At 65.8% G+C, this 23,061-nt stretch carries 14 protein-coding genes and 2 pseudogenes; 7 read left to right on the top strand and 9 right to left on the bottom strand.

The window, feature by feature from the left end:
* Together HCU76_RS35205 and ppc are read right to left on the bottom strand one after the other, a co-directional pair.
* Positions 1 to 2,852 (bottom strand): annotated as a pseudogene (locus HCU76_RS35205) (hypothetical protein); the annotation flags it as partial.
* A gap of 424 nt (positions 2,853 to 3,276) precedes the next feature.
* The gene (ppc, locus tag HCU76_RS35195; RefSeq protein ID WP_218511905.1) at positions 3,277 to 6,153 is read right to left on the bottom strand and encodes a phosphoenolpyruvate carboxylase; all 2,877 of its coding nucleotides are present in this window, start codon (positions 6,151 to 6,153) and stop codon (positions 3,277 to 3,279) included.
* Positions 6,154 to 6,235: 82 nt separating this feature from the next.
* On the opposite strand from ppc, the gene hemC reads away from it, so the two are divergent.
* The 7 genes from hemC (at position 6,236) to HCU76_RS35160 (ending at position 14,360) form a co-directional block, all read left to right on the top strand.
* Positions 6,236 to 7,099 carry a hydroxymethylbilane synthase gene (hemC, locus tag HCU76_RS35190; protein WP_256354724.1) on the top strand — a complete coding sequence of 288 codons (864 nt, stop codon included), beginning with the start codon at positions 6,236 to 6,238 and terminating at the stop codon, positions 7,097 to 7,099.
* Positions 7,100 to 7,110: 11 nt separating this feature from the next.
* A complete protein-coding gene (locus HCU76_RS35185; RefSeq protein ID WP_213953265.1) occupies positions 7,111 to 7,875 on the top strand; it encodes a uroporphyrinogen-III synthase in 765 nt (254 codons plus the stop codon).
* Positions 7,872 to 8,951 (top strand): uroporphyrinogen-III C-methyltransferase, encoded by a 1,080-nt coding sequence (locus HCU76_RS35180; protein WP_218511904.1) that lies wholly within the window; start codon positions 7,872 to 7,874, stop codon positions 8,949 to 8,951. The genes HCU76_RS35185 and HCU76_RS35180 overlap by 4 nt, the downstream gene beginning before the upstream one ends.
* 9 nt (positions 8,952 to 8,960) lie before the next feature.
* Positions 8,961 to 10,244 (top strand): heme biosynthesis protein HemY, encoded by a 1,284-nt coding sequence (locus tag HCU76_RS35175; RefSeq protein ID WP_218511903.1) that lies wholly within the window; start codon positions 8,961 to 8,963, stop codon positions 10,242 to 10,244.
* A 357-nt stretch (positions 10,245 to 10,601) separates the two neighbouring features.
* Complete coding sequence (locus tag HCU76_RS35170) at positions 10,602 to 11,642, top strand: polysaccharide biosynthesis/export family protein (RefSeq protein ID WP_256354723.1); 1,041 nt, start codon at positions 10,602 to 10,604, stop codon at positions 11,640 to 11,642.
* A gap of 13 nt (positions 11,643 to 11,655) precedes the next feature.
* Positions 11,656 to 12,096: a low molecular weight protein-tyrosine-phosphatase gene (locus HCU76_RS35165; RefSeq protein WP_213953317.1), complete on the top strand. Its 441-nt coding sequence runs from the start codon at positions 11,656 to 11,658 to the stop codon at positions 12,094 to 12,096.
* Between the two features lie 38 nt (positions 12,097 to 12,134).
* Positions 12,135 to 14,360, top strand: coding sequence for a polysaccharide biosynthesis tyrosine autokinase (locus HCU76_RS35160; RefSeq protein WP_256354722.1), 2,226 nt, complete (start codon positions 12,135 to 12,137; stop codon positions 14,358 to 14,360).
* Between the two features lie 223 nt (positions 14,361 to 14,583).
* On the opposite strand, the gene HCU76_RS35155 is transcribed toward HCU76_RS35160, so the two are convergent.
* From HCU76_RS35155 to HCU76_RS35125, 7 genes and pseudogenes are all read right to left on the bottom strand, one after another.
* A complete protein-coding gene (locus HCU76_RS35155) occupies positions 14,584 to 15,810 on the bottom strand; it encodes a glycosyltransferase WbuB (protein ID WP_213953269.1) in 1,227 nt (408 codons plus the stop codon).
* Positions 15,807 to 17,006 (bottom strand): glycosyltransferase, encoded by a 1,200-nt coding sequence (locus HCU76_RS35150; protein ID WP_213953270.1) that lies wholly within the window; start codon positions 17,004 to 17,006, stop codon positions 15,807 to 15,809. The genes HCU76_RS35155 and HCU76_RS35150 overlap by 4 nt, the downstream gene beginning before the upstream one ends.
* Positions 17,003 to 18,355 carry a hypothetical protein gene (locus HCU76_RS35145; RefSeq protein WP_218511901.1) on the bottom strand — a complete coding sequence of 451 codons (1,353 nt, stop codon included), beginning with the start codon at positions 18,353 to 18,355 and terminating at the stop codon, positions 17,003 to 17,005. The genes HCU76_RS35150 and HCU76_RS35145 overlap by 4 nt, the downstream gene beginning before the upstream one ends.
* A complete protein-coding gene (locus HCU76_RS35140) occupies positions 18,352 to 19,650 on the bottom strand; it encodes a glycosyltransferase family 4 protein (RefSeq protein ID WP_213953272.1) in 1,299 nt (432 codons plus the stop codon). Before HCU76_RS35140 ends, HCU76_RS35145 begins: the two co-directional genes overlap by 4 nt.
* A 65-nt stretch (positions 19,651 to 19,715) precedes the next feature.
* Entirely contained in the window at positions 19,716 to 20,687 is a 972-nt protein-coding gene (locus HCU76_RS35135) for a GDP-L-fucose synthase (RefSeq protein ID WP_213953273.1), read from the bottom strand.
* A gap of 248 nt (positions 20,688 to 20,935) precedes the next feature.
* On the bottom strand, positions 20,936 to 21,658 hold the full coding sequence (locus HCU76_RS35130) for a sugar transferase (RefSeq protein WP_256354721.1): 723 nt from the start codon (positions 21,656 to 21,658) through the stop codon (positions 20,936 to 20,938).
* 419 nt (positions 21,659 to 22,077) lie between these two features.
* Positions 22,078 to 23,061 (bottom strand): annotated as a pseudogene (locus HCU76_RS35125) (ribonuclease E/G); the annotation flags it as partial.

The raw sequence follows: 23,061 nt of genomic DNA, 5'->3' as shown, positions 1-23,061 counted from the left end.
CCCGCCTGCGCCTCCGCCTGTTCCGCCGTGGTCCATTCGAGCAGGTGGCGACGGCTCACCAGCAGGCGCCAGGCGGCGCGCAGGGTCGCGTTCATCAGCAGCCAGGCTTGCGCCCACAGCTGGCTGAACTGCCAGGCCGCGCCTGCCAGCGCCCGCAGCAAGTCGCCCGATCCGACATCGAAGAAGTGGCGCAGTTCGATGCGCCGCCGTGTCGGCACCAGCCCCGCCAGCGCGCCCAGCAGCGGCCCCAGCACCAGCGCGGCCGCCACGGCCGCAAGCGCCAGCGCGACCGGCACGGCGTCGGTGAAGAGGCTCAGGCCCAGCAACGCCGCCGATGCCGGCAGCACCATCGCGCGGCGCAGGTTGTCGGTCATCTTCCAGAGGCCGAGCGCATCGATGCCGAAGCGCTGCGCGCGCCCCATCAACGGCAACAGTTGCCAGTCGCCGCGCGTCCAGCGGTGCACGCGCGAGGCGGCCACGCCGGCATGCTGCGGATGGTCCTCCAGCAACACCACGTCGCTCAGCAAGGCGCAGCGCGCGACAGTGCCTTCGAGCAGATCATGGCTGAGCACCGCGCCTTCGGGCATGCGGCCGTCGAGCACGGCATGCACCGCCTGCACGTTGAGCAGGCCCTTGCCGGTGAACGAGCCGTTGCCGAACAGGTCCTGGTAGATGTCCGACGCGCCGCTGCTGTAGGGGTCGATGCCGCAGGCGCCGGCAAACAGCCAGTGAAACAGCGTGCGCCTGGATCGCGTCGGAAACGGCGTCACGATGCGCGGTTGCAAGATGCCGTAGCCCGCCACCACGCGGCGCGTGTCGGCATCGATCTGCGGCGCGTTCAGCGGATGGGCGGCCACGGCGACCAGTTCGCGCAGCGCGCCGGGCGGCAGCGTGGTGTCGGCATCGAGCGTGACCACGTAGGGAATGCGCGCCGCCAGCAAGCTGCCCGAGACATCGGGCAGGAAGCCGCTCGCGTCGCCGGTGGCCAGCAGCCGCAGCACCATCTCCAGCTTGCCGCGCTTGCGTTCCCAGCCCATCCAGCGTTGCTCCGTCTGGCTCCAGGTGCGGGGCCGGTGCAGCAACAGGAAGCGGGCCAGCTTCTCGGGCTTGCGCGGATAGCGCGCGTTGAGCGCGTCGATGCGGCGGCGCGCGTCGTGCAGCAGCACGGCGTCCTCGGGCAGGCTCTCCCGGTCCGCATCGGCCCAGTCGCCGAGCAATGCGAACTGGGCTTCGTCTTCCCGGTTCGCCAGCCAATGCAGTTCGAGCTGGCGGACCAGCCGGGCGTTGCCCTCGACCGAGCTCAGCATTGCCGGAATGACCACCAGCACCCGGTGGCCCGCCGGTATGCCGCTGGAGAAATCCAGCCGCGGCAGGGGCTCGATGCGCGCCGACTCGGCCACGATGCGGTGCACCAGCGAGACCACGCCTTCCGACAGTGGCAGCGCCATCAGCAACAGGCAGAGCCCGGTCAGCCATCCGCCGCTGCCGACCACCGGCCAATCGATGCGATCCAGGTGATGGGCCGCCGCGACCAGCAGCAAGGCCGTGCAGCCGAGGATCGCCACCAGGTACAGCGGCAGGCGCCACGACTGGAACGGCGCTTGCCAGTCGGCCGGCTCGGAGGATGGCTGGGCATCCCGGTTGCGCAGCGCGTCCAGCAAGGCATCGCGCCCCGGGCCGAGCAGGTGGAAGCCCGCGGTGCGCTCGGCCCGTGCGTAGAGGTCGAGGGCCGGTTCATCGACGGTGCTGCCCGCGTACTCCATGCGCGCACGCCGCACGACGACTTGCGCGACCCGGAGTTCCGAACGTCCGCTCTGGCGCGCCAGCTGCTCCATCGCATGGGTGATCTGCTGGCGCGTGAGTTCGCTCTCTCGCGCGAAGCTCGGCAACTCGCGCAGGATGCGCAGCGAGTGGCTCAGGGGTTCGATCAGGTCCGACCAGACAAGTTGGCCGATCACGCGCAGCGTCGTGATGATGTTGCCCACCGTGATGTTGGCGGCCACCGCAGCGGTTTGCGCGTCGTTGATCAGTGCCGGGCCGTTCGGGCAATGCGCTTCGGTCCAGCGCACCAGCGCGGGCGCCTTGTCGCCACGTTCGACGGGCAGCCGTTGCCACAGCTGCAGCAGGTAGCTGTCGTTGAGTTCGTGGCGCCGCGCCAGTTCGCCCAGCGCATCGAGATCGGCTGTCGTGAGCGTGTCCGCCGCGTCCCAGACCGCATGCGCCACCTCGCGCGCCACCTTGTCGCGGGCAATGCGTTCGGCCACCCGGCGCAAGTTCTCCAGCAGCACCACGCGCAAGGTGGTCGGCAGGGCCCAGAGTTCACCGAGCGTGAGTTCGTCCACCTCCTGGTAGGCATTGATGAAGGCGGCGAACAGGTCCGCATTGAGCACGCTGTCGGTGTGGGCCACGTAGGCCCAGGCGATGCCGTAGACGCGCGGCAGCCCGGCCAGCGGCGGCGCGGCAAGTTTGGGCAGGTGCGCGTAGTAGCGGCGCGGCACGCCTTCGCGAATCTGCTGCAACTGGTCTTCGATCAGGTGGAAGTTGTCCAGCAGCCATTCGGCCGCGGGCGACACATAGCGCCCGCTGCGCGAGGTCAGCGCGATGTAGTCGAAGGCCTCCCGCAGCGACGCAAGGTTCTCGTCGACGCGCGGAAAGAAGGGCGGGTTGCGCGAGGGAATCGACGGGTCCGACACAACTTGCGCGCGCGCCAGGCTGCGCCCATGCGCCTCGAAGCGCTGGATACCGAACAACTCCGCGCGGATCGCGGGTTCGATGCGCTCGCGCGGCGTTCGCAGGAACTCGCGCGCTTCGTCGCTGAGCTTGGGCAGCCGTTGCAGGATGTCCGCGGTCACGCCCGTTGCGCGATCAGGCGAGCGCCAGCACCGCGATCACCAGGCCGAAGCCGATGCATGCCACCGTGACGATGCGGCTGGCGGCCGCGGACTGGCCCGCCTGGAGCGCCGACCGGAGGCCGAACATCGGGCCTCGGGATCGGGCGCAGTGCTGCATATGGGCCGCGAGCGCGACCAGATCCCCATGGACCAGGTCCGCGGAAACAGAAGACAGGGCCCCGACAGATGCGGGGCCCAGAAGGGTCGAGAAAGACATGGCAGCGCTTCCCGTGGCGTGTCCTTGATGGAGAGGCAACATGCCTTCCATTTGGACCTTGTGGTCAGGCTACGCAGGAGCAGCGGGCGGTCGCGCAGGGATGCGCGGAAAGAGGTGTAGGAGGCCGCGCCGAACACGGCCCCGTCGCTGCAGGTTAACCGGTATTGCTTATCCGGTGTTTCGCAGGCCTGCCGCAACCCCATTGATCGAAATGTGAATGCCGCGCTGCAAGCGCTCGCCGCCTTCGCCGGCACGGTAGCGCCGCATCAGCTCCACCTGCAGGTGATGCAGCGGATCGATGTACGGGAAACGATGGCGCACCGAGCGCTGCATGTCGGCATTGCCTTCCAGCCGCTGCTTGGCCCCGGTGATGAGCGTCAGCGCGTCGGAGGTGCGATGCCACTCGCTCTCGATCATCGAGAACACCTTCTGGCGCAGCTTGCGGTCGGCCACCAGTTCGGCATAGCGCGAGGCCAGCGCCAGGTCGCTCTTGGCCAGCACCATGTCCATGTTCGACAGCAGCGTGCGGAAGAAGGGCCACTGCGCATACATGCGCTGCAGTAGCGCCTGGCGTTCCTTGCGCACCGCCGCGCTCTTGGCCGAACCGACGAAGTGCTCGATGGCCGAGCCGAAGCCGTACCAGCCCGGCAGCGTGAGACGGCACTGCCCCCAGCTGAAACTCCAGGGCACGGCACGCAAGTCCTCGATCTTGTGGCTCGGGTTGCGCGAGGCCGGCCGCGAGCCGATGTTGAGTTCGGCGATCTCGCGCAGCGGCGTGGCCGCGAAGAAATAGTCGCCGAAGTTCGGGGTCTCGTACACCAGCTTGCGATAGGCCGCCATGCTGGACGCCGACAGCGCATTGGCCGCCTCGATGAACGACGCAGGCGCCGCCTTGGCCGGCGGCAGCAGCGTGGCTTCGAGCGTGGCCGCGACCAGCGTTTCCAGGTTGCGACGGCCGATCTCGCGATTGGCGTACTTGGAGCCGATCACCTCGCCTTGCTCGGTGAGGCGGATCTGGCCGCGCACCGTGCCGGGCGGTTGGGCCAGGATGGCCTGGTAGCTCGGGCCGCCGCCGCGCCCGACGGTGCCGCCGCGGCCATGGAACATGCGCAGGCGGATGCCCAGGTCCAGTTCGTCGAACAGCGCCACCAGCGCAGTGCCGGTGCGGTACAGCTCCCAGTTGCTGGTGAAGATGCCGCCGTCCTTGTTGCTGTCGCTGTAGCCGAGCATCACGTCCTGCTCCGCGCCGGAGCGTTGCACCAGCGCGGCGATGCCGGGCAGCGCGTAGTAGGCCCGCACGATCGGCGCCGCATTGCGCAGGTCCTCGATCGTCTCGAACAGCGGAACCACGATCAGGTCGACCACCGCATCCACGCTCAGCGTTCCGCGCAGCAGGCCGACTTCCTTCTGCAGCACCAGTGCTTCCAGCAGGTCGCTCACCGTTTCGGTGTGGCTGATGATGTAGTGGCGGATGGCCGCGTTGCCGTAGGTCGCGCGCATGGTGCGGCCGGCCGCGAAGATCGCCAGTTCCTTGGTCGTCAGCGGCTCGTATGCGGCATCGGGCACGCGCAGGGGCCGGGCGTCGTCGAGCAGCTTCAGCAGCACCGCCTGCTTGGCCTGCTCATCGAGCGACGAATAGTCCGACTCGATGCGCGCGACCTTGAGCAGGTCGGCCACCACCGCCTCGTGCTTGTCCGAGCTCTGGCGCAGGTCCACCGTTGCCAGGTGGAAGCCGAACACCTCCACCGCGCGGATCAGCGGGCCCAGGCGCTGCTCGATCAGCACCGCGCCGTGCTTCTCGCGCAGCGAGTCGGCGACCGTGCGCAGGTCGGCCAGGAATTCCTCGGCGTTGGGATAGGGGTTCTGCGGCGGCACCGCGTGGCGCGCCGCGTCGCCGCCGGTCAGCTTCTTCAGGGTGGCGGCCAGGCGCGAATACACACCGGTCAGCGCGCGGCGGTAGGGCTCGTCGACGCGGTGCTCGTTGGAATCGGGCGAGCGCTCGGCCAACGCATTCATCTCAACCGAAATATCCACCAGCGTGGCCGACAGCGACAACTCGCCGCCGAGGTAATGCACCTCGGTCAGGTAGTGGCGCAGGGCCAGTTCGCACTGGCGCTTGAGCGCGTACTCCAGCGTCTGCGCCGTCACGTTCGGATTGCCGTCGCGGTCGCCGCCGATCCACTGCCCCATGCGCAGGAAGGGCGCGATGCCTTCCTTGCCGAGCGACCTCTCCAATTCGGCATACACCTTCGGTATCTCGCGCAGGAAGGTCGCTTCGTAATAGCTCAGCGCGTTCTCGATCTCGTCGGCCACGGTGAGCTTGGAAAAGCGCAGCAGCCGGGTCTGCCAGATCTGCGTCACGCGGGTGCGGATCTGGTGTTCGTTCTCGGCCAGTTCGATCGGCGTGAGTGCGTCCTTGCGGCCCGCAAAGATCTGCTGCCGCTGCAGGATCTCGTCGCGCACGGTGATCAACTGGGCGATGCCGCGCTCCGCGTCCAGGATGCTCTTGCGCTGCACTTCGGTCGGGTGCGCGGTGAGCACCGGCGACACGTAGCTGTGGGCCAGGCTCTCGACCACCGCGGATGGCGTGATGCCCGCCTTGCGCACGCGTGCCAGCGCCGTCTCCAGGCTGCCTTCGACGCTCTCGCCGGCCCGGTCGATCTCGGTGCGGCGGCGGATCTGGTGGCGGTCTTCCGCCAGGTTGGCCAGGTGGCTGAAGTAGGTGAAGGCGCGGATCACGCGCACCGTCTCGGCAGCGCTCAGCCCCTTGAGCAGGTTCTTGAGTGCGCGCTCGGCGCTGTGGTCCGCGTCGCGCCGGAAGGCGACTGACATGGTCCGGATCTTCTCCACCAGGTCATAGGTCGCCTCGCCCTCCTGCTCGCGGATCACGTCGCCGAGAATGCGGCCGAGCAGCCGGATGTCGTCGATCAGTGGCTGGTCATCGTTCTGGCGACGCTTGGGCGCGGACGACTTTTTCTCGGCGGATTTCACTCGACTTATCTCCTCGGGATGGCGACTCGGAATGGCGTTGCTGCAGTGCAACATGCTAGCATTCCCGCCGCCTTTTTGATGATCGGAACCAGCTTTGACCCATATCGTGATCGCCACGCGCGAAAGCCGGCTGGCCATGTGGCAGGCGCAACACGTGCAGTCGCTGTTGCAAGAACGGGGCCACGTGGTCGAGTTGCTGGGCATGACCACCCGCGGGGACCAGATCCTGGATCGCTCCCTGAGCAAGGTCGGCGGCAAGGGCCTGTTCGTGAAGGAACTCGAACTCGCGCTGGAAGAAGGCCGCGCCGACATCGCCGTCCACTCGCTCAAGGACGTGCCCATGGAACTGCCCGACGGCTTCACGCTCACCTGCGTGCTGGAGCGCGAAGACCCGCGCGATGCGCTCGTCTCGCCCCGCCATGCCTCACTGGACGAACTGCCCGAGGGCGCCGTGGTCGGCACCTCCAGCCTGCGCCGCGTGGTGCTGCTGCAGGAGCTGCGCCCCGACCTGCGCATCGAGCCCCTGCGCGGCAACCTCGACACGCGGCTGCGCAAGCTCGATGAAGGCCAGTACGACGCGATCGTGCTGGCGGCCGCGGGCCTCAAGCGCCTCGGCCTTGAAAGCCGCATCCGAACCACCTTCGATCCCGACGTGATGCTGCCCGCCGCCGGACAGGGTGCGCTCGGAATCGAAGTGCGCGCCGACCGGGCCGACCTGATCGAATGCCTGGCCCCGCTCGCGCACCTCGCCGACACCTGCGCCACCGCAGCGGAACGCGCCGTGAGCCGCGCCATGGGCGGCAGTTGCTCGATGCCGCTGGCGGCCCATGCGCGCTGGCAGGCCGATGGCAAGCTGCGCATCGATGCTGCCTGGGGAGATTCCGGCGGCGTCGCCGAACTGCTGCGTGTGCAGCGCGAGGCGGACGTGAGCACCACCGCGCAAGCCGAGGCGCTCGGCCGTCAGGCCGCCGAGGCATTGCGCCAGGCCGGCGCCCGCTGAGCGCATCGCGCATGCCCGCGCGCCGCGTCATCGTGACCCGCCCGGCGCGAGAGGCGCAGCGCTGGGTCGACGCACTGCGCGCGGCCGGACTGGATGCCGTGGCGCTGCCCCTGATCGTCATCGGCGCCCTGCCGCAGGCGGCGCCAGCGATGGCACTCGGTCATCACGACGCGCTGATGTTCGTCAGCGCCGCCGCCGTCGAGCATTTCTTCGCAACCCACGCCGACGACGTCGATCCGGCGACGACTCCCCGCTGCTGGGCCACCGGCCCCGGCACCACGCGCGCCTTGCTGGAAGTCGGCGTCCCCGCCGCCGCCATCGATGCGCCCGCCGAAGACACCGCCCAATTCGATTCCGAAGCGCTTTGGATATGTGTGCAAGCGCAAGTCCACCCCGGCGCGCGGGTGCTGATCGTACGCGGCGGCGATGCGGCCGGCCATGCCACGGGCCGCGACTGGCTCGCACGCCAGGTCGAGGCAGCCGGCGGCATGGTCGAGACGCTGGTCGCATACCGACGCCTGCCGCCCAGCTTCGGCGCCGACGATGTCCGGATCGCGATGGAGGGCGTGCAAGGCGAGGCCACCTGGCTCTTCAGCAGTTCCGAAGCCATTGCCAACCTGTGCCATGCGCTGCCCGGCGCGACATGGCATGCGGCCCGCGCGGTCGCCACCCACGCGCGCATCGCGCAGGCGGCGGAAGCTGCCGGCTTCGGCCTCGTGCGTACTTCGGCGCCCACCGTGGCCGCCTTGGTCGCATCGATAGAATTCGCCGGATGAGCGCCACCGCCTTGCCTGATGAACCGACGTCCGAGGGCGCTGCCCCGGCGGTCGCGCCGGTGACGCGGTCCGTGTCGCCGGCCGAGGCCGCGCGATTGCTGTCGCGCATCGGCCTGGGTCTTCTTGCACTGGTCGCCGTCGTGGCTCTGGTCATGGCGTTCACGCTGGGGCAGAAGCTCGACAGCATGCAGGAGCAACTGGCGCGCCAGAGCGGCGACTCCGTGGCCCAGGCCACCGAGGCCCGCGCCCTCGCGCGCCAGGCGCAGGAAACGGTCCGCGACACCGCTGCGCGGCTCGCGCTCGCGGAAACGCGCCTCGCCGAAGTCGCATTGCAGCGCTCGCAACTCGAGGAGCTGATGCAGAGCCTGTCCCGCTCGCGCGATGAAAACCTGGTCGTCGACATCGATTCCGCGATCCGCCTTGCGCTGCAGCAGGCCGAGGTCACGGGCAACGTGGAGCCCCTGCTGGCCGCACTCAAGGCGGGCGACCAGCGCATCGCGCGCGCCGCGCAACCTCGCCTCGCGCCCTTGCAGCGCGCCATGCAGCGCGACGCCGACCGCATCCGGACCATCGCCAGCGGCGACAACGGCGAGGGCCTGCAAAAGCTCGACGAACTGATGCGCCTCGTCGACGACCTGCCCACCCTCAATGCGGTCGCCGTGCGCGGCCTCAACGAGAACACCGCATTGGCCGGTGTCATCCCGGCCGATGCGCCGTGGTGGCAACGCGCGCTGCTGATGGTGCGCCAGGAGGCGCAGTCCCTGCTGCGCGTCAGCCGCATCGATCGGCCCGAGGCTGCGCTCGTCGCACCCGAGCAAACCTTTTTCCTGCGCGAGAACCTCAAGCTCAAGTTGCTGAGCGTTCGGCTGGCGTTGCTGGGGCGCCAGGTGGACACGACCCGCACCGAGCTGGCCGCGGTTTCCGCCACCCTCAACAGGTACTTCGATCCCACCTCCCGCCGCACCCAGGCCGCTGCCACGCTGGTTCAGCAGCTGCAGGCGCAAGTGAAGGCGACCACGCCGCCGCGCGTGGACGACACGCTGGCCGCGCTGGCGACCGCGGCGGCGGGGCGCTAGGGTCATCCGATGCGCGCCGCTCTCTGGCTCCTGGGGCTGTTTGCCATTGCGGCGGCGACCGCGCTTTTTGCCGGCAACAACCAGGGCACGGTCACGGTCTACTGGCCGCCATGGCGGGTCGACCTGTCCCTGAACCTCGTGTTGATGCTTCTCGCCGGCGCCTTCATGCTGCTGCACGTGGCCTTGCGTGCGCTGGCGGCACTCTTCCAGCTCCCGGTCCAGGCGCGCCAATGGCGGTTGCAGCAGAAGGAGCGGGCATTGCACGCGGCGCTGCTCGATTCGATTTCCCAGCTGCTGGCCGGGCGGTTCTCCCGTTCGCGCAAGGCGGCCCTGGCCGCGCTGGCGCAGGAACGCACGCTGGATGCGCTCGATGCCCAGCTGCCGCAGGCCCAGCAGATCAAGGTGCTCTCGCACCTGCTGGCCGCCGAAAGCGCCCAGTCGCTGCAGGATCGCCCCGCGCGCGACGCGCACTTGCATCTGGCCCTCACCGAGAGCTCGGAGCGCGGAACCCCGGCCGCGCTGGAAACTCGCGAAGGCGTTCAATTGCGCGCCGCCCGGTGGGCGCTGGAGGATCGCGACGCGCCCGGCGCGCTGGCGCGACTCGAGGAATTGCCCGTGGGCGCCCAGCGCCGCACCTTCGCACTGCGGCTGCGCCTGAAAGCCGCCCGCCTGGATCACCGCACCCTCGAAGCGCTGGAAACCGCGCGCCTGCTGGCCAAGCATCGTGCCTTTTCGACCGCGGCGGCCCAGAGCATCGTGCGCGGACTCGCCAGCGAACTCATCTCCGACGCCCACGATTCCGCGCAATTGATGAGCGCCTGGGCCGAACTCGAGCAGGGCGAGCGCGAGATGGCCGAAGTGGCCGTCCATGCCGCGCAGCGCATGGTGCTGCTGCAAGGCGACCTGGAACTCGCGCGGGCCTGGCTGCTGCCGGTCTGGGAGCGCATGGTGGCGCTGCCGGATGGTCTGGGCGACGCACTGCGCGTGAAGCTCGTCCGTGCGCTCGAAGCGGGCCTCGATTCGGTCGATGCCGACTGGCTCTCGCGCATCGAAGTGGCGCAGCGCAACAATCCGCGCGACCCCAATCTGCAATACATCGCTGGCATGGCCTGCATGCGACGCCAGCTCTGGGGCAAGGCCCAGCAACTGCTGACACAGGCCGCCCTCGGTTTGCAGGATGCGGATTTGCACCGCCGCGCCTGGCAAGTGCTGGCGCGTCTGGCCGAGGCGCGCGACGACGTCGAACAAGCTTCGGTGGCCTGGAAGCAGGCCGCGCAGGTCGATTACCCCTAAAGACTTCAGGGGTAATAACTGTCAGGGGTGTCGGTTCGCTCTGATTGACAGTTGTATAGGAAGCAGTTCACAGTTGTTCGAACATGTGTCGCTTGTAACCGGGACTTTTTCGCTTTCTCGCCTCTGCCAGAAGCCGTATACCGAACAAACCGTTGTGAATTCCGTTGTGACTGCGGTACATTGGGTAACTGTTAGCAAAAGTATTCATTTGCGTTACGCCGTTGGAGCCTGGTTTTGAAACGTATCCTCTTAAATGCAGTTCTGCTCGCCTCCGTAGGTGCGCTGCTGGCTGGCTGCACGATCGCACCGAGTTTCGATTCGATGCGATACGGCGAGAACCGCCCGGTCAATACGGAAATGAAACTGGGTTCAGGCCCGGACGGCGATCAGCCGCCTGACGGCTTTCTCACCGAGATCACGCCCGACCTGATCCGTGTCCAGAACAAGGCCCGTGTCACCGCGGTGCCTGCGGATGTCCAGGCTCTGATCGGCGGCGAGGCCGAGCCTTATCGCATCGGCCCGGGCGACGTCATCGGCATCACGGTTTTCGATCATCCCGAACTGGTCTTCAGCGGCCAACCCGCCCTGGTCGGCGGCGGCCAGGATGCGGCGAGCATCGCGCCTTCGCCCGGTTTCATCGTCAACGATGCAGGCAATCTCAGCTTTCCATACGCGGGCATGCTGAAGGCGTCCGGCATGACGGTTGCGGAACTCGAAAGCACGTTGACGCAACGCCTGGCCAGGGTCTTCAAGACGCCTCAGGTGAGCGTTCGCGTCGCGTCTTTCCGCAGCAAGCGGGCCTATATCGAAGGCGAAGTGAAGAACACGGGCTTGCTGGTGTTCACGGACATTGCAATGACCTTGCCCGAGGCCATCAACCGGGCGGGCGGCCTGGCCACGACCGGCGACCGCTCCAACGTGATATTGACGCGCAACGGCCGCAGCACCCGCATCGACATGAACATCCTGACGGACGCCGGCGTGGACCCGTCGCGCATCCTGCTTCGCAACGGCGACATGATCACGGTGCGTGCCCGCGAGGAAAGCAAGGTCACGGTGATGGGCGAAGTGACGACGCAGGGTGGCGTACTCATGCGCAATGGTCGCCTGACGCTGAACGATGCGCTCACGGAAAGCGGCGGCCTCAACCTCGGCACGGCGGCTCCGCGGCAGATCTATGTGATCCGCGGCTTGCCTGATGGCGGCCAGACGGTGTTCCATCTCGATGCCCAGACCGCGTCGGCGATCCAGATGGCGGATGGTTTCTCACTCAAGGCCAAGGACGTCGTCTTCGTCGATCCAGTGCCGCTGGTCGTGTTCAGCCGTGTTGCCAACTTGGTCCTCGTCTCGGCGAACACGGCAACTGCGATTCGCGCCCTGCCGAAGACGGGGCAGTGAGCGATCCATGGCCATACGACACGTACTCACGTTGTGCATAGGGAACATTTGCCGCAGTCCCATGGCGGAAGCACTTCTTGCGCAAGCCCTGCCCGACTGCGAGGTTTCCTCTGCCGGCCTCAGCGCCATGGTCGGCCGTCCGGCCGATCCGATCGCTCGCGATCTGATGAACGATCGCGGAATCAGCATCGAGAAACATCGCGCCCGGCAGGTCAGTCTCGACCTGTGCCAGCGCGCCGACTTGATCCTGGTGATGGACGTCGAACAGCGTCGCGATATCGAGCGGCGCTATCCCTTTGTCAGTGGCAAGGTGTTCCGATTGTGCGAGCAGGAAAAGCGAGACGTTCCTGATCCTTACCAAGCGGGACGCGCTGCGTTCCAGACGTCTCTTGCGTTGATTGAAGATGGTGCAACGCAGTGGGCCAACCGAATTTCCAGAGTGTCGAGCCGATGAATTCCACAGTTTCGCAATCTCCACATGCGCAGGCCATCATGGCCGCGCCAGTAGCCGCTGAGGACGACCAGCTCGACTTCGGGCACTACTTCGAGGCGCTGGTCGCACAGAAGTGGCTGATCGCCGCGATCACGGTGCTGGTGCTTGCGCTCGGCGTGGCCTATGCGGTGTTGCAGCGGCCGATCTATGAGTCCAACCTGCTGATCCAGGTCGAGGACAACGAAGGCGGTGCCGCCAAATCATTCCTGGCGGAAGCGAGCAGCGCATTCAACGTGAAGACGCCGTCCACGGCCGAGATGGAAATCATCCGCTCGCGCACCGTGATTTCCCAGGCCATCGACGCCACCAAGCTCGATGTCGTCGCTTCTCCGCGATACGTCCCCTTTATTGGCGGCTGGATGGCAAGGCGCGCAACAGGCTTGTCCGACCCCGGGTTCCTGGGGTCCGGCGGCTATGTCTCGGGCACCGAACAGATTGCAGTCGACAAGTTCAGCGTTCCTACCAAGCTGGAGGCGAGCGGCTTCCTCATCGTCGCCAAGGGCGGTGGTCAATACGCCCTGCAACACCCCGCATTGCCGCAGCCGGCCATCGGCACGGTGGGGCAACCGTTGAGGGCCGAGACCCAGTTCGGCCCCATCGAGCTGCTCGTCAGCACGCTCGCCGGCAAGCCCGGCGCCGAGTTCAATCTGTCCAAGCGCTCGAAGCTGGCGACCGTCGAAGGCCTTCAGGGCGCGCTGACGCTGACCGAGCGGGGCAAGCAGTCCGGCATCATCAATGTGCAGCTGCAGGATCCCAATCCGTATCAGCTGGCCCGTGTGCTCAACGCCATCGGCGCGCAGTATGTGCGTCAGAACGTGGAACGCAAGGCGGCCGAAGCGCAGAAGACGCTGGCTTTCCTGGATGTCCAGTTGCCGTTGTTCAAGCGCCAGCTCGAACAGTCGGAAGAGACATACAACCGCTACCGCAACCAGAAGGGCACCGTCGCGTTCACCGAGGAAGCGACCTTGATCCTCGGCACGGCGGTCGATCGCCAGACCAAGCTGCTCGAAGCGCAGCAACGCCGGCGTGAACTGGAAGCCCGCTTCACGGCCAACCATCCCAGCGTGCAGACCCTTGACGCGCAGATCGCCGCCTTGCAGCGCGACATCGGCGAGGTGCAGTCGCGGATCAAGGGATTGCCTGCGCTGCAACAGGAAGCGGTACGGATGGAGCGTGACGTCAAGGTCAACACCGAGCTCTATCAATCGTTGCTCAACAACGCGATGCAGTTGCGCCTCGTCAAGGAAGGCAAGGTCGGCAATGTCCGCGTGCTTGATGAAGCAAGCCTCGCCGAGATCCCGGTCAAGCCGCAGCGCCAGACCATCGTTGCCATTTCATTGCTGCTGGGACTGTTCCTCGGCGTCGTGGCCGCGCTGATCCGCAACGCGTTGATCGAGCAGCGCATCAAGGACCCGCATGAGGTCGAGTCGCAAACCGCGCTGCCGGTGTTCTCGACGATTCCAGTGAGCCCCGCGCAAGCCGCGATCAGCCAGCGCCGCTTGACCGGCGCGACGGGTGTGCGTCTGCTGGCCATCGAGCATCCCGACGATCTTGCGATCGAAAGCCTGCGCAGCCTGCGTACCGCGATGCAGTTCGCGATGCTCGAAGCGCAGAACAACCGCGTCATGATCACGGGTGCAACGCCGGGCGTCGGCAAGAGCTTCGTCACTTCGAACTTCGCCGCGCTCATGGCAGCCGCCGGAAAGCGCACCCTCCTCATCGACGCCGATCTGCGCCGCGGCCACTTGCACCAGTACCTCGGCCTGCAACGCCATGGCGGCCTGTCGGAATTGATCGCTGGCAGCTTGACGGTGCAGCAGACGGTTCACCGCCAGGTGGTGCCGAATCTCGACTTCCTGGCGACCGGACAGTTGCCGCCCAATCCGGCGGAACTGCTGACCTCGGAGTCCTTCACGACGACCCTTGACCGCTTGTCGGAGCAGTACGACATGGTGGTGATCGACACGCCGCCGGTGCTGGTCGCCTCCGACACCGCCGCCATTGCAACGCACGCGGGCACGGTGCTGCTGGTGGCACGCGCCAACCTGTCGAGCATGGGCGAACTGCGCGAAAGCACCCGGCGCCTGGCGCTGGGCGGCAAGGCGGCGACGGGTGTGCTGCTGAATGCGATGGACGCCAAGCGCCGTGCGTACGGTGGCTACAAGTACGGTCGCTATCGTTACACCAACTACAACTACGAAAGCATCCTTCCGGACGAGCAGTGATGTGAGACGGGGGCGGCCGTAAGCTGAAGGGATTCAGCGCCGCCGCAACCGGAAGCCCGGAGCGCAATTTTCCGGATTGACAAAGAAGGGCTCCGAAAGGAGCCCCTCTTGCTTTGGATGAGGATCGTGGTGGCCCGTCGGCCGACGGCGCGGTCGACATGGCTTTGCCATCGCGACTTGTCCCAAGGAGGAGCGCGCCAGGCGCGGTCCGGGCCGTGTCCGCTCAGGACGGCGTCAGGCAGTCCCGCACGTCGCTTTCGAACTGCTTGAGCACGGCGTCCTGTGCGATGTAGCGCTCCGCGAAGGCGCGGGCGCTGGCGCCGAATTCGGCGCGCTGGCCTGGATTGCCAGCGAGCAATGCGATGGCGTCGGCCAGCGCCTCCGGCTTCTCCGGCTCGACCACCAGGCCGCAATTGCGCACGACGCGGCCCAGCTCGGTTTCAGCATGCGCCGTCGCCACGACGGGCCGGCCGCTGCTGAGCATGCCGGTGAGCTTGGAGGGCATGACCAGATCGGCCGCATCCGCGCGTTGGGGCAACAGGTGAATGTCGGCAAGCCCCAGCAAGTCGCCCAGGCGTTCGACCGGCTGCAAATCCATGAAGCGCACATTGGGCAAGCCCTTGCAACGCTCTTCGAGTACGGCCCGGCCGGGGCCGAAACCGCAGAACACGAATTGGATCGCTGTGTTGTCCTGCAGCATCAGCGCCACGTCGGCGAGGATCTCGAGGCCTTGCTTTCCGCCCATGTTGCCCGAATAGAGCGCCACCACGGCATCGTCCGCAATGCCAAGTTGGCGGCGGTAAGGGCTGGCGCTGCGCAGCGGTCGGATCGAGGAAACGTCCGCCCAATTGGGCAGGGACACCAATCGTTTCGCGTCCACGCCCTTGCTCGCGGCCCGTTCCAGCATGCGCTGGGAGATGGTGGACACGCGATCGAAGCGCCGCAACAGCCAGCGCTCGACGCCGGTCACCCAGGCGCGCAGGCGTTCGCCGCGCAAGAGTCCCAGGTCGAACGCGGCATCGATCTCGAAGTCCTGGATGTGCAGCCACGCACGCGCCCCGCGCAAGCGGGCGAACGCCAATGCGGCCGGCGCGCAAACCAAGGGCGGCTCGGTCATCCATACGACGTCGGGACGCCAGCGCCATTGTGCGAACACGCTGGGGAGGCTTGCCAGCGCAAAGCTGCTCAGATGCAGCAGGCGCGTCATCCCTGAGACCTTGGCGGGCACCCAGACCGGGGTGCGGAACACTGTGACGCCTCTCCAGCTTTCGCGTCGGAAACGCGTTGCGCTGTAGCCTTGCCAGACGGCCCAGTCGGGATAGTAGGGCGGCGCCGTGACGACGCGTACCTCGTGACCGGCGGCGGCAAGCCAGGCCGCCATTTCGCCGGTGTACTTGCCGATGCCCGTTAGTTCAGGTGCGAAATTGATGCCGTAGAGAAGAATTTTCAAGCGTGTCGGGTCTGATTGACGCCGCTCCCGGTCGCGGGCGCAGTCGCGCCTGAACCGATGATGCGCACGAGATTGGCAGCCACCGTTTCGATGCGAAAGCGTTGCTCGAAGCAACGACGCGCGTGGGTGCGCATCTGTTCGATTTCGGCGGGAGAGGTCGCGAGCCACCGTGCCAGAAGGCGTTCGGTGCCGTCCGCGGTATCGGGCTCGACTTTGCCGGCGCCATCGGCGACGATCTCCCGCCAGATGTTGACCTTGTCCGAGATGAATGCCGGCCGACCGCAGGCCAACGCTTCCGCCACGGCGACGCCGAAGTTCTCCTGATGCGATGGCAGGGTGAACATCTCACTCGCGTAAAAGGCGCCCCACTTGAGGTCACCCGACAGCATGCCGGTCCAGGTCACGCGGTCGGAAATGCCCAATTCGGCAACCCGTCGACCCAGTTGTTCGGCCCAGCCACCCTGGTCGGGCCCGGCCATGACGAGGTGGGCGTCAGGCGATCCGGCACAGGACATTGCAAAGGCCTCGATCAGCATGTCGCAGCCCTTCTTTTCGTGGATGCGGCCCAGGAACAGGGCGAGACGCTTTCCGCGCAGTTGGGGCCAGGCGGTCAGGAATGCCTCTGACAGCCGCGACTGATCATTGGCAGGGGGCTCGGAAGTGCCGAAGGAGCTGATGGCTTCGTTGCACTTGTAGAGCCAGAACGACTCGCGTGCCAGCAGTCGCTCGTCATCGCAAGTGAACAGGACGGCCTTGGCATCGCGCAGCACACGGTACTCGCCCCAAGGCCAGTACAGCCACTTCTTCAGATGCTTGAGCGGATAGCGCCGCTTGAACCATGGGTCCAGCATGCCGTGGGTGAAAACGTAGTAGCCGGGGGCGGTGTCGCGCAACGCGCGCCAGGCGGCCAAGCCGATGTATTGCCACAGTCCGTTGATGATCACCGCATCGTAGTTGCCGGCGTTTTGCCGCAACCAGGGCGCCAGCGCCTCGCAGTAGCCGTACGTTCCTCGTACCGGTCCGAGGGCATGGATGCGGCCTGGATGGTTCAGCGCGGGCTCGAAGTCGGGGGCATCGAGGCACAGGATCTCACCCTGGTGCCCCAAGGCTTGCAGCGCGCCATGGATGCGCAGCAACCCTTCGATCGGTCCGCCACCACGCGGGTCGATCGATGCAATCACATGAAGAAATCTCAACGAATCCTCCGGCTCGCAGTGATGCGAGATGGAAATATCTCAAGTGTCGGATAGCGCAATGCGGCAAGCGCAAACGCCAATGCAAAGCCCAGCAAGGCATTGGCCGTAAGCTGCCCGATGGCCGCCCAGCTCAACAACGCCACGGACAGCGATATCCACAGCAGAAGCGGAAAAATGATCTTCCGGCGCACTGCAATGACGAAACTCCTGTATAGGCCCAAGGCCATCACGATCAACTTCATGGCGGTGTAGAGGCCGCCGAGCAGGCCGCCTTCAATCAGCACGCGACCGCCTTCCGCCTCGGCCAGCGAGAATCCCGCGACCCCGGTACTGACGTACCCCGCCAGGTTGGACAACTGCCCGATGCCGACGCCGGTCCAGGACAGGAAGTCGACGACCGTGGGTTCGCCGGCGAAGTAGACAAGAACCCGGTCCCAGAAGTTTTCGACCTGGGCGGCTTCGTCGAATCGTTGCTGTGTGTTCTCGATCGCGGTCTGGAAGACGATGGCGAGAATCGCGAGCGCCCCCAATGCCAACAGCAGGGTCATCAGCGCTCGACCCTTGTCGGCGGGCTTGGAGAAGACGAGGCGGCCGAGCAGGTAGATCGCGATCATGAGGCCGGAATAAATCACCGCGCTGCGCGCGCCGCTCACAAGGGATTCCGCGACAACCGCCCCGAATGCGGCGACGGCAATGAATGCGTGGGTCAGTGTCCTTTTGCGAGCTGCCACGACCGTCAGCGCGATCGGGATGACCAGTCCCAGGAAGGTGGAGAAGCCTGCCGTAAAACTGAAAGTGCCCGTGGTCCGCACCACGCCGGCAATCACGATGAACACCTGGTCGTCGACGCTGTCGACCTCGGTATTGATACGTGCGCCCGGGGGCGAGGCGTACTGAAGGATGACCAATGGCGCCAGCAAGATCAGCAGCACAGTCGCGGTCCGCATCGCTATGCGAAAGTCTGCTTCCGTCATGGATGAAGCGGCCGCGAAACCAAACCAGATGTACAGCAGCCAGAAGCGCAAGCCGATCAGGAATACGATCGGGTTGCCGTCATTCACGATGACCTGCAGCATGCCCCATGCGATGACGCAGCAGGTCCAGGCCAGCAGCACCGCCGTCTGGTTCTTGTAGGTTCGAAGATGCCCGCTCCTCCACGCATGAAAGATCAGGTAGCCCGCCATCGCGTCGCGCAACAGGATCATCGGCAGCGTTGCCGCTGAGGTGCCCCATTTGCGCACTGCGCCTTCGAACACCACGATGAGAAGCACGCCGATGAAGAGGCGGCCCGTGCGACTGAGCGCGGGCCGCGCCATCGAAAGCGGCATTCGCGCCGTGAGAGCGTTCATTGCAAGTACTCCTGCAGCGCGCGACCAGCTCGCGCGCGGTATCGCTCCCATGTGAAATCTTTCGATGCGATCAGAGCCGGTATCCGGGCCCGCTGCAAGCTCGCGGGGTCGCCGACCAGTTCGCGCAGCTTGTTATACAACGCATCGCCGTTGGGCTCGACGACCCAGCCGCTTTCGGGGAAGGCTTCGACAATGGCCTTTGCCCCCGTCTGGGTCGACACCAGCGCCGGCGTCCCGCAAGACATGGCTTCCGCAACAACCATTCCGAACGAGTCGGACCGCGATGGCAGCAGCAGGCAGTCGGCTCCCGCCATCAACTCGAAAAGCTGGCTCTGCGGAACATTCGGGTGGTAATGGGCGCCAGGCGTCTTCTGCACCTCTGCCAGGAGCTCGTGGTCGCCCAAGCCGCCCACGAAATGCACTTCGTACCTGAATCCCTCCGCATGGAGACGACTGAATGCGGCGAGGATGAGGTCGATCGACTTGCCGAGCGTCAGTTGCCCCGCGAACATGAATCGCGGAGGGCCGTCCCTGCGAATCGAGGTGATTGGCGTGACGAGTTTGGGGTCCGCGCCAAGCAACAAGGGCTTGAGCCGGCTGCGTTCGACGCCATTGGCGGCGTAGCTGTCCGCGGCAAGGGGCGAGCAGGTCAGGATCAGGTCGGCCATTGCGATCTCGACGTCCTTGCGCCGGTTCACTTCCGCCGTATACGGTGTATATGTCGGCGCCAGCTGTTCGGCGCGCGTCTTGTGGTGGAACGCCGCAGCATCCAGAACGCATCGCGCACCGACCGACTTGGCCGCAGCGAATGTGTGATACGCCGCGTTTTCGTAGGCGACCACAACCTTGGGGCGTAATTCGACAATGCGCTTGGCCGCCCAGGCATCGAACCCATGAAAGAGCCGGTGGAGGCGGTCACCCGGATGGCCACTTTTCACGCGCATCGACGCCTGTTGCAGCACCTGGAAGCGAAAGGGGTGAAGGCGAAGCTCAGCCGGGATGCCGACACGGCGTACCCGCTTGCGGAAGTGTTCCGGCAGCCACCAGGGCAGGGCCTCTTCATCTTCCGCCACGGGCACACCGGACCAAAAGGCCTGGAGCAGGTTCTTTTCGTGCAAGGCCAGCGCGAGCTGGTGCGAATGCTGCAGGCCCGGATGCGTGACAAGGACAGATCGGGTCATCGCTTTGTTGGAGCGTGCCTCGACGGGCTGTGGTTCCTTCGGCCGTGCATCGCTCGTGCCGAATTCATCGGGCAAGGCATATCGCTGCTCGCTGCGAACGGCGCTCGTGCTCATCGTTGACTCGCTTGTCTGCTGGCTGACGGCTGGGGCGAACGGTGCATGCGTCGTGACATCTCGCCTCAGGCGACGGCTTCTTCAAGCGAGCGCTCGAAATCCAGGTAGGCGAGCTCAATCCCTGCGCGCAGGGACGTGGTGGCCTGCCAACCCAGTTGCCGGATCTTGGACACGTCGAGAAGCTTGCGCGGGGCGCCATCGGGCTTGCTGGGGTCGGTCTGGATGCGTCCCTTGTAGCCGACCACCTCACTGACCAATGCCGCGAGTTCCGCGATCGTCAAGTCTTCGCCTGTGCCGACGTTGACATGGCTCTCCATCACCTGGGTATGGCGACGGTATTCCTCGGCGGGCAGCTTCATGACATGGATCGATGCGCTCGCCATGTCGTCCACGTACAGGAACTCGCGGCGGGCGGAGCCCGTCCCCCAGATCACGACCGCTGGCGCGCCGCTGAGCTTTGCCTCGTGGAAGCGGCGAATCATGGCGGGCAGGACGTGGCTGTTCTGCGGGTGGTAGTTGTCGCCGGGACCGTAGAGATTCGTTGGCATCACGCTGCGGTAGTCGGTGCCGTACTGCCGGTTGTAGCTCTCGCAAAGCTTGATGCCGGCGATCTTTGCGATCGCATAGGGCTCGTTGGTGGGCTCCAGCTTTCCCATCAGCAGAGCGGCTTCCGTCATCGGTTGCTCCGCCATTTTCGGATAGATGCAGCTTGAACCCAGGAACATCAATTGCCGTACGCCCGAGCGCCAAGCCTCGTGCACCACATTGGTCTGCACCATCAGATTGGAATAGATGAATTCGGCAGGGTAGGTATTGTTGGCATGGATGCCGCCGACGCGGGCAGCCGCCAAATAGACCTGGTCGGGTCGTTCCTCGGCGAAGAAGCGGCGCACCCCCGCCTGATCGGTCAGGTCGAGTTCGTCATGGGTGCGAGTGATGATGGTCTTGTGGCCTTTGCCCTGGAGATTTCGCACGATTGCGCTTCCGACCATTCCGCGATGGCCGGCTACATAGATGCGTTTTTGCAATTCGTTCATGGTGTATCGAGCGGCGGGTGCCGCGTTCAAGAATCAAACGTCAGCCGCTGAGGACGGAGTCAGGCCAAGACATCTTGACAGCCTCCAGGCTTGAGCGATCTACGTCTTGGTTGTCAGGAAAGCACCCGGCCGGAAGTTCGATGACTTCCGGCACGGACGCCCAAGGTTTTCGAGCTGATGAAATGGCGGTGAACCAAGTCGCGCCAAGCTTCGCGTGCTTCCGATGGGCGACGCGAATCGCATGGCAATCAACGCGACCCGTCCCCGGTGACCACTGCGCTGACCGTCTTCAACAGGATCTTGATGTCGAGCCACAGCGACCAGTTGTCGACATACTCGGCGTCAAGCTCCACGCGCTTCGCGTAGGGCAGCCGGTTGCGGCCGCTGACTTGCCAGAGGCCCGTGATGCCGGGGCGCATTTGGCAATAGTGTGGCCAGTTCTTGCCGTACAGGCTGCGTTGACGCTCCATGCAGGGACGTGGGCCGACCAGGCTCATGTCGCCCTTCAGCACATTCCAGAATTGCGGCAGTTCATCCAGGCTGAGCTTGCGGATGAACTGGCCAACCGGCGTAATCCTCGGGTCCTTTTCCAGCTTCTGGAAAGTGTCCCATTCAGTGCGCGCCACGTCGTTGCGGCTCAGGTACTCATCGAGAACCTGCTCCGAGTTGCGCAGCATCGATCGAAACTTGTAGAAGCGAAAGCGGGTGCCGCCTGCGCCGAGGCGGTTCTGCCAGAAGTGAATGGGGCGGCCCATGCTGATCAGCACGGCCACTGCGACGAGGAGATAGATCGGTCCGAAGAGCGCAAAGAAAGTCAATGCGCCGAGGATGTCGAGCGCGCGCTTGGCTATGCGCTCGCTCCTGCTCAGTTGGCGCGGCAGGGGGAGCGTCGTTTGTGGCGGCGAGCCACTCCCCCCTGGCATGAGGCGGGGAGCAACGGGGCCATGAGCGGCGGAATCGGAACGAAACATCAAAAAATCCCCTGATACGGCACTGCTTCGCTTGAAGTGGCAGTGTAACGCTTTACTACTATTCGCAAGAATTTGAACACATTTGAGCTAGGCCGTCTTGTCGGCAAAAGTCGTAAGCCATCCGATGAAGATAGCTACTTGTTCGCTCTCAATCGCCGCGTTGGCGCCTGCCCTTGTGCTGCAAAAACTGCTGATGGACTGTAAGCCTTTGGCCTGACACATCCGTAACATGGCCCGCCGCGTATGTTGTCTTTACACGCCGGATTTCACGAAATCACACATCGAGGCTTGTCCAGTGATTTTTCGGACCGTATTTGCCGTCCCGCGGTCCGTATTTGCCTGGAAATCTGGCAAAAAAAAGCCCCTGGGCGCCGGCAAGGGCTGCCCAGGGGCGGCTGGTCAGGCTGAAAAGGCCTGCGTCAGACCAATGCGTTGCCCTGGATCGTCGTCTCTTCGAACGGCAAGGTGACCTGGGAAAGATCCTTGCGAGTTTCCACCAGTACGAGAGGGCCTTCGTCAGGAATGACGGCGGGCTGTCGTTCCCGTGGCACGTGGATCTGCTTTGGCTCGGCGGCGATCGCGGCCTGGGCTTGGGCAATCCGGTGTGCGTCGGAGTTGACCCACTGCAAGCCGGACCCTTCGGCGATCTGGGCCAATTGGGCGATCGGTAGTTCGAAAGGCGTGACCTTGGGCAGGCCGCTGCTGCGAGCCGTCGTGGGCACAACTGGCTTCGCGACTGGCTCGACGACCCGCGTCGCTTCCGGCAAGGAAGCCTCTTGCTGCGCAGGTGCTACGACGGCTTCAACCGGGCGCGCCGGCTCTTCCGCGACCGGAGGCGCTGCATCGGCGATGGGCGCTTCAGCGGCGCCGTCGCCGTTCTCGCGTGGGGCGCGGTCGCGTCGATCGCGGCCGTAGCGGTCGCGTGAGCGGGGGCGACGCTCTTCGCCATCAGGCGCGTGGGCGACAACGGGCTCCTCGGCCGTCATACCGGTGGGTTCGGGCGATTGCGAGCCGTTGCCTTGGAGCGCGTCATTCGCGCTGGTCCCGTCGGGGCGTCGGTCGCGACGTCCTTCACCGCGCTCACGGCTCTCGCCGCGCTCGCGGCCTTCACCCCGGTCGCGGCGTTCACTACGTTCACCGCGTGCCCGGGGCTGCCGCTCGGCCGGGGCCGAATTCTCCTCGCCGGCGACCGGCCCCATCGTGACCTGCTCGCCCTGCACGCCTTCGACACCTGCTGCAAGCGGCAACGCGCGCGCGTCGGCTTCGCGCCGTTCGCCACGTCCGCCGCGGCGCTCGCCGCCTTCACGCGGTGGACGCGGTTCGCGTTGCTGTTGGGACTCGCGTGGTTCACGTGCTTCGCGCACTGGCGCCTCGCGCACCGGTGCGTCCGCGCGTGCGCCTTC

It is taken from the genome of Variovorax sp. dw_308, assembly GCF_019207085.1.
Lineage (GTDB): Bacteria > Pseudomonadota > Gammaproteobacteria > Burkholderiales > Burkholderiaceae_C > Variovorax.
This window is presented reverse-complemented; position numbering and strand designations above follow the sequence as displayed.

Coding starts and splice junctions, on each gene's coding strand:
- ppc (WP_218511905.1), bottom strand. CDS start 6,153: ATGTTGCACTGCAGCAACGCCATTCCGAGTCGCCATCCCGAGGAGATA.
- hemC (WP_256354724.1), top strand. CDS start 6,236: ATGTGGCAGGCGCAACACGTGCAGTCGCTGTTGCAAGAACGGGGCCAC.
- HCU76_RS35185 (WP_213953265.1), top strand. CDS start 7,111: ATGCCCGCGCGCCGCGTCATCGTGACCCGCCCGGCGCGAGAGGCGCAG.
- HCU76_RS35180 (WP_218511904.1), top strand. CDS start 7,872: ATGAGCGCCACCGCCTTGCCTGATGAACCGACGTCCGAGGGCGCTGCC.
- HCU76_RS35175 (WP_218511903.1), top strand. CDS start 8,961: ATGCGCGCCGCTCTCTGGCTCCTGGGGCTGTTTGCCATTGCGGCGGCG.
- HCU76_RS35170 (WP_256354723.1), top strand. CDS start 10,602: ATGAAACTGGGTTCAGGCCCGGACGGCGATCAGCCGCCTGACGGCTTT.
- HCU76_RS35160 (WP_256354722.1), top strand. CDS start 12,135: ATGGCCGCGCCAGTAGCCGCTGAGGACGACCAGCTCGACTTCGGGCAC.
- HCU76_RS35145 (WP_218511901.1), bottom strand. CDS start 18,355: ATGAACGCTCTCACGGCGCGAATGCCGCTTTCGATGGCGCGGCCCGCG.
- HCU76_RS35140 (WP_213953272.1), bottom strand. CDS start 19,650: ATGAGCACGAGCGCCGTTCGCAGCGAGCAGCGATATGCCTTGCCCGAT.
- HCU76_RS35135 (WP_213953273.1), bottom strand. CDS start 20,687: ATGAACGAATTGCAAAAACGCATCTATGTAGCCGGCCATCGCGGAATG.
- HCU76_RS35130 (WP_256354721.1), bottom strand. CDS start 21,658: ATGTTTCGTTCCGATTCCGCCGCTCATGGCCCCGTTGCTCCCCGCCTC.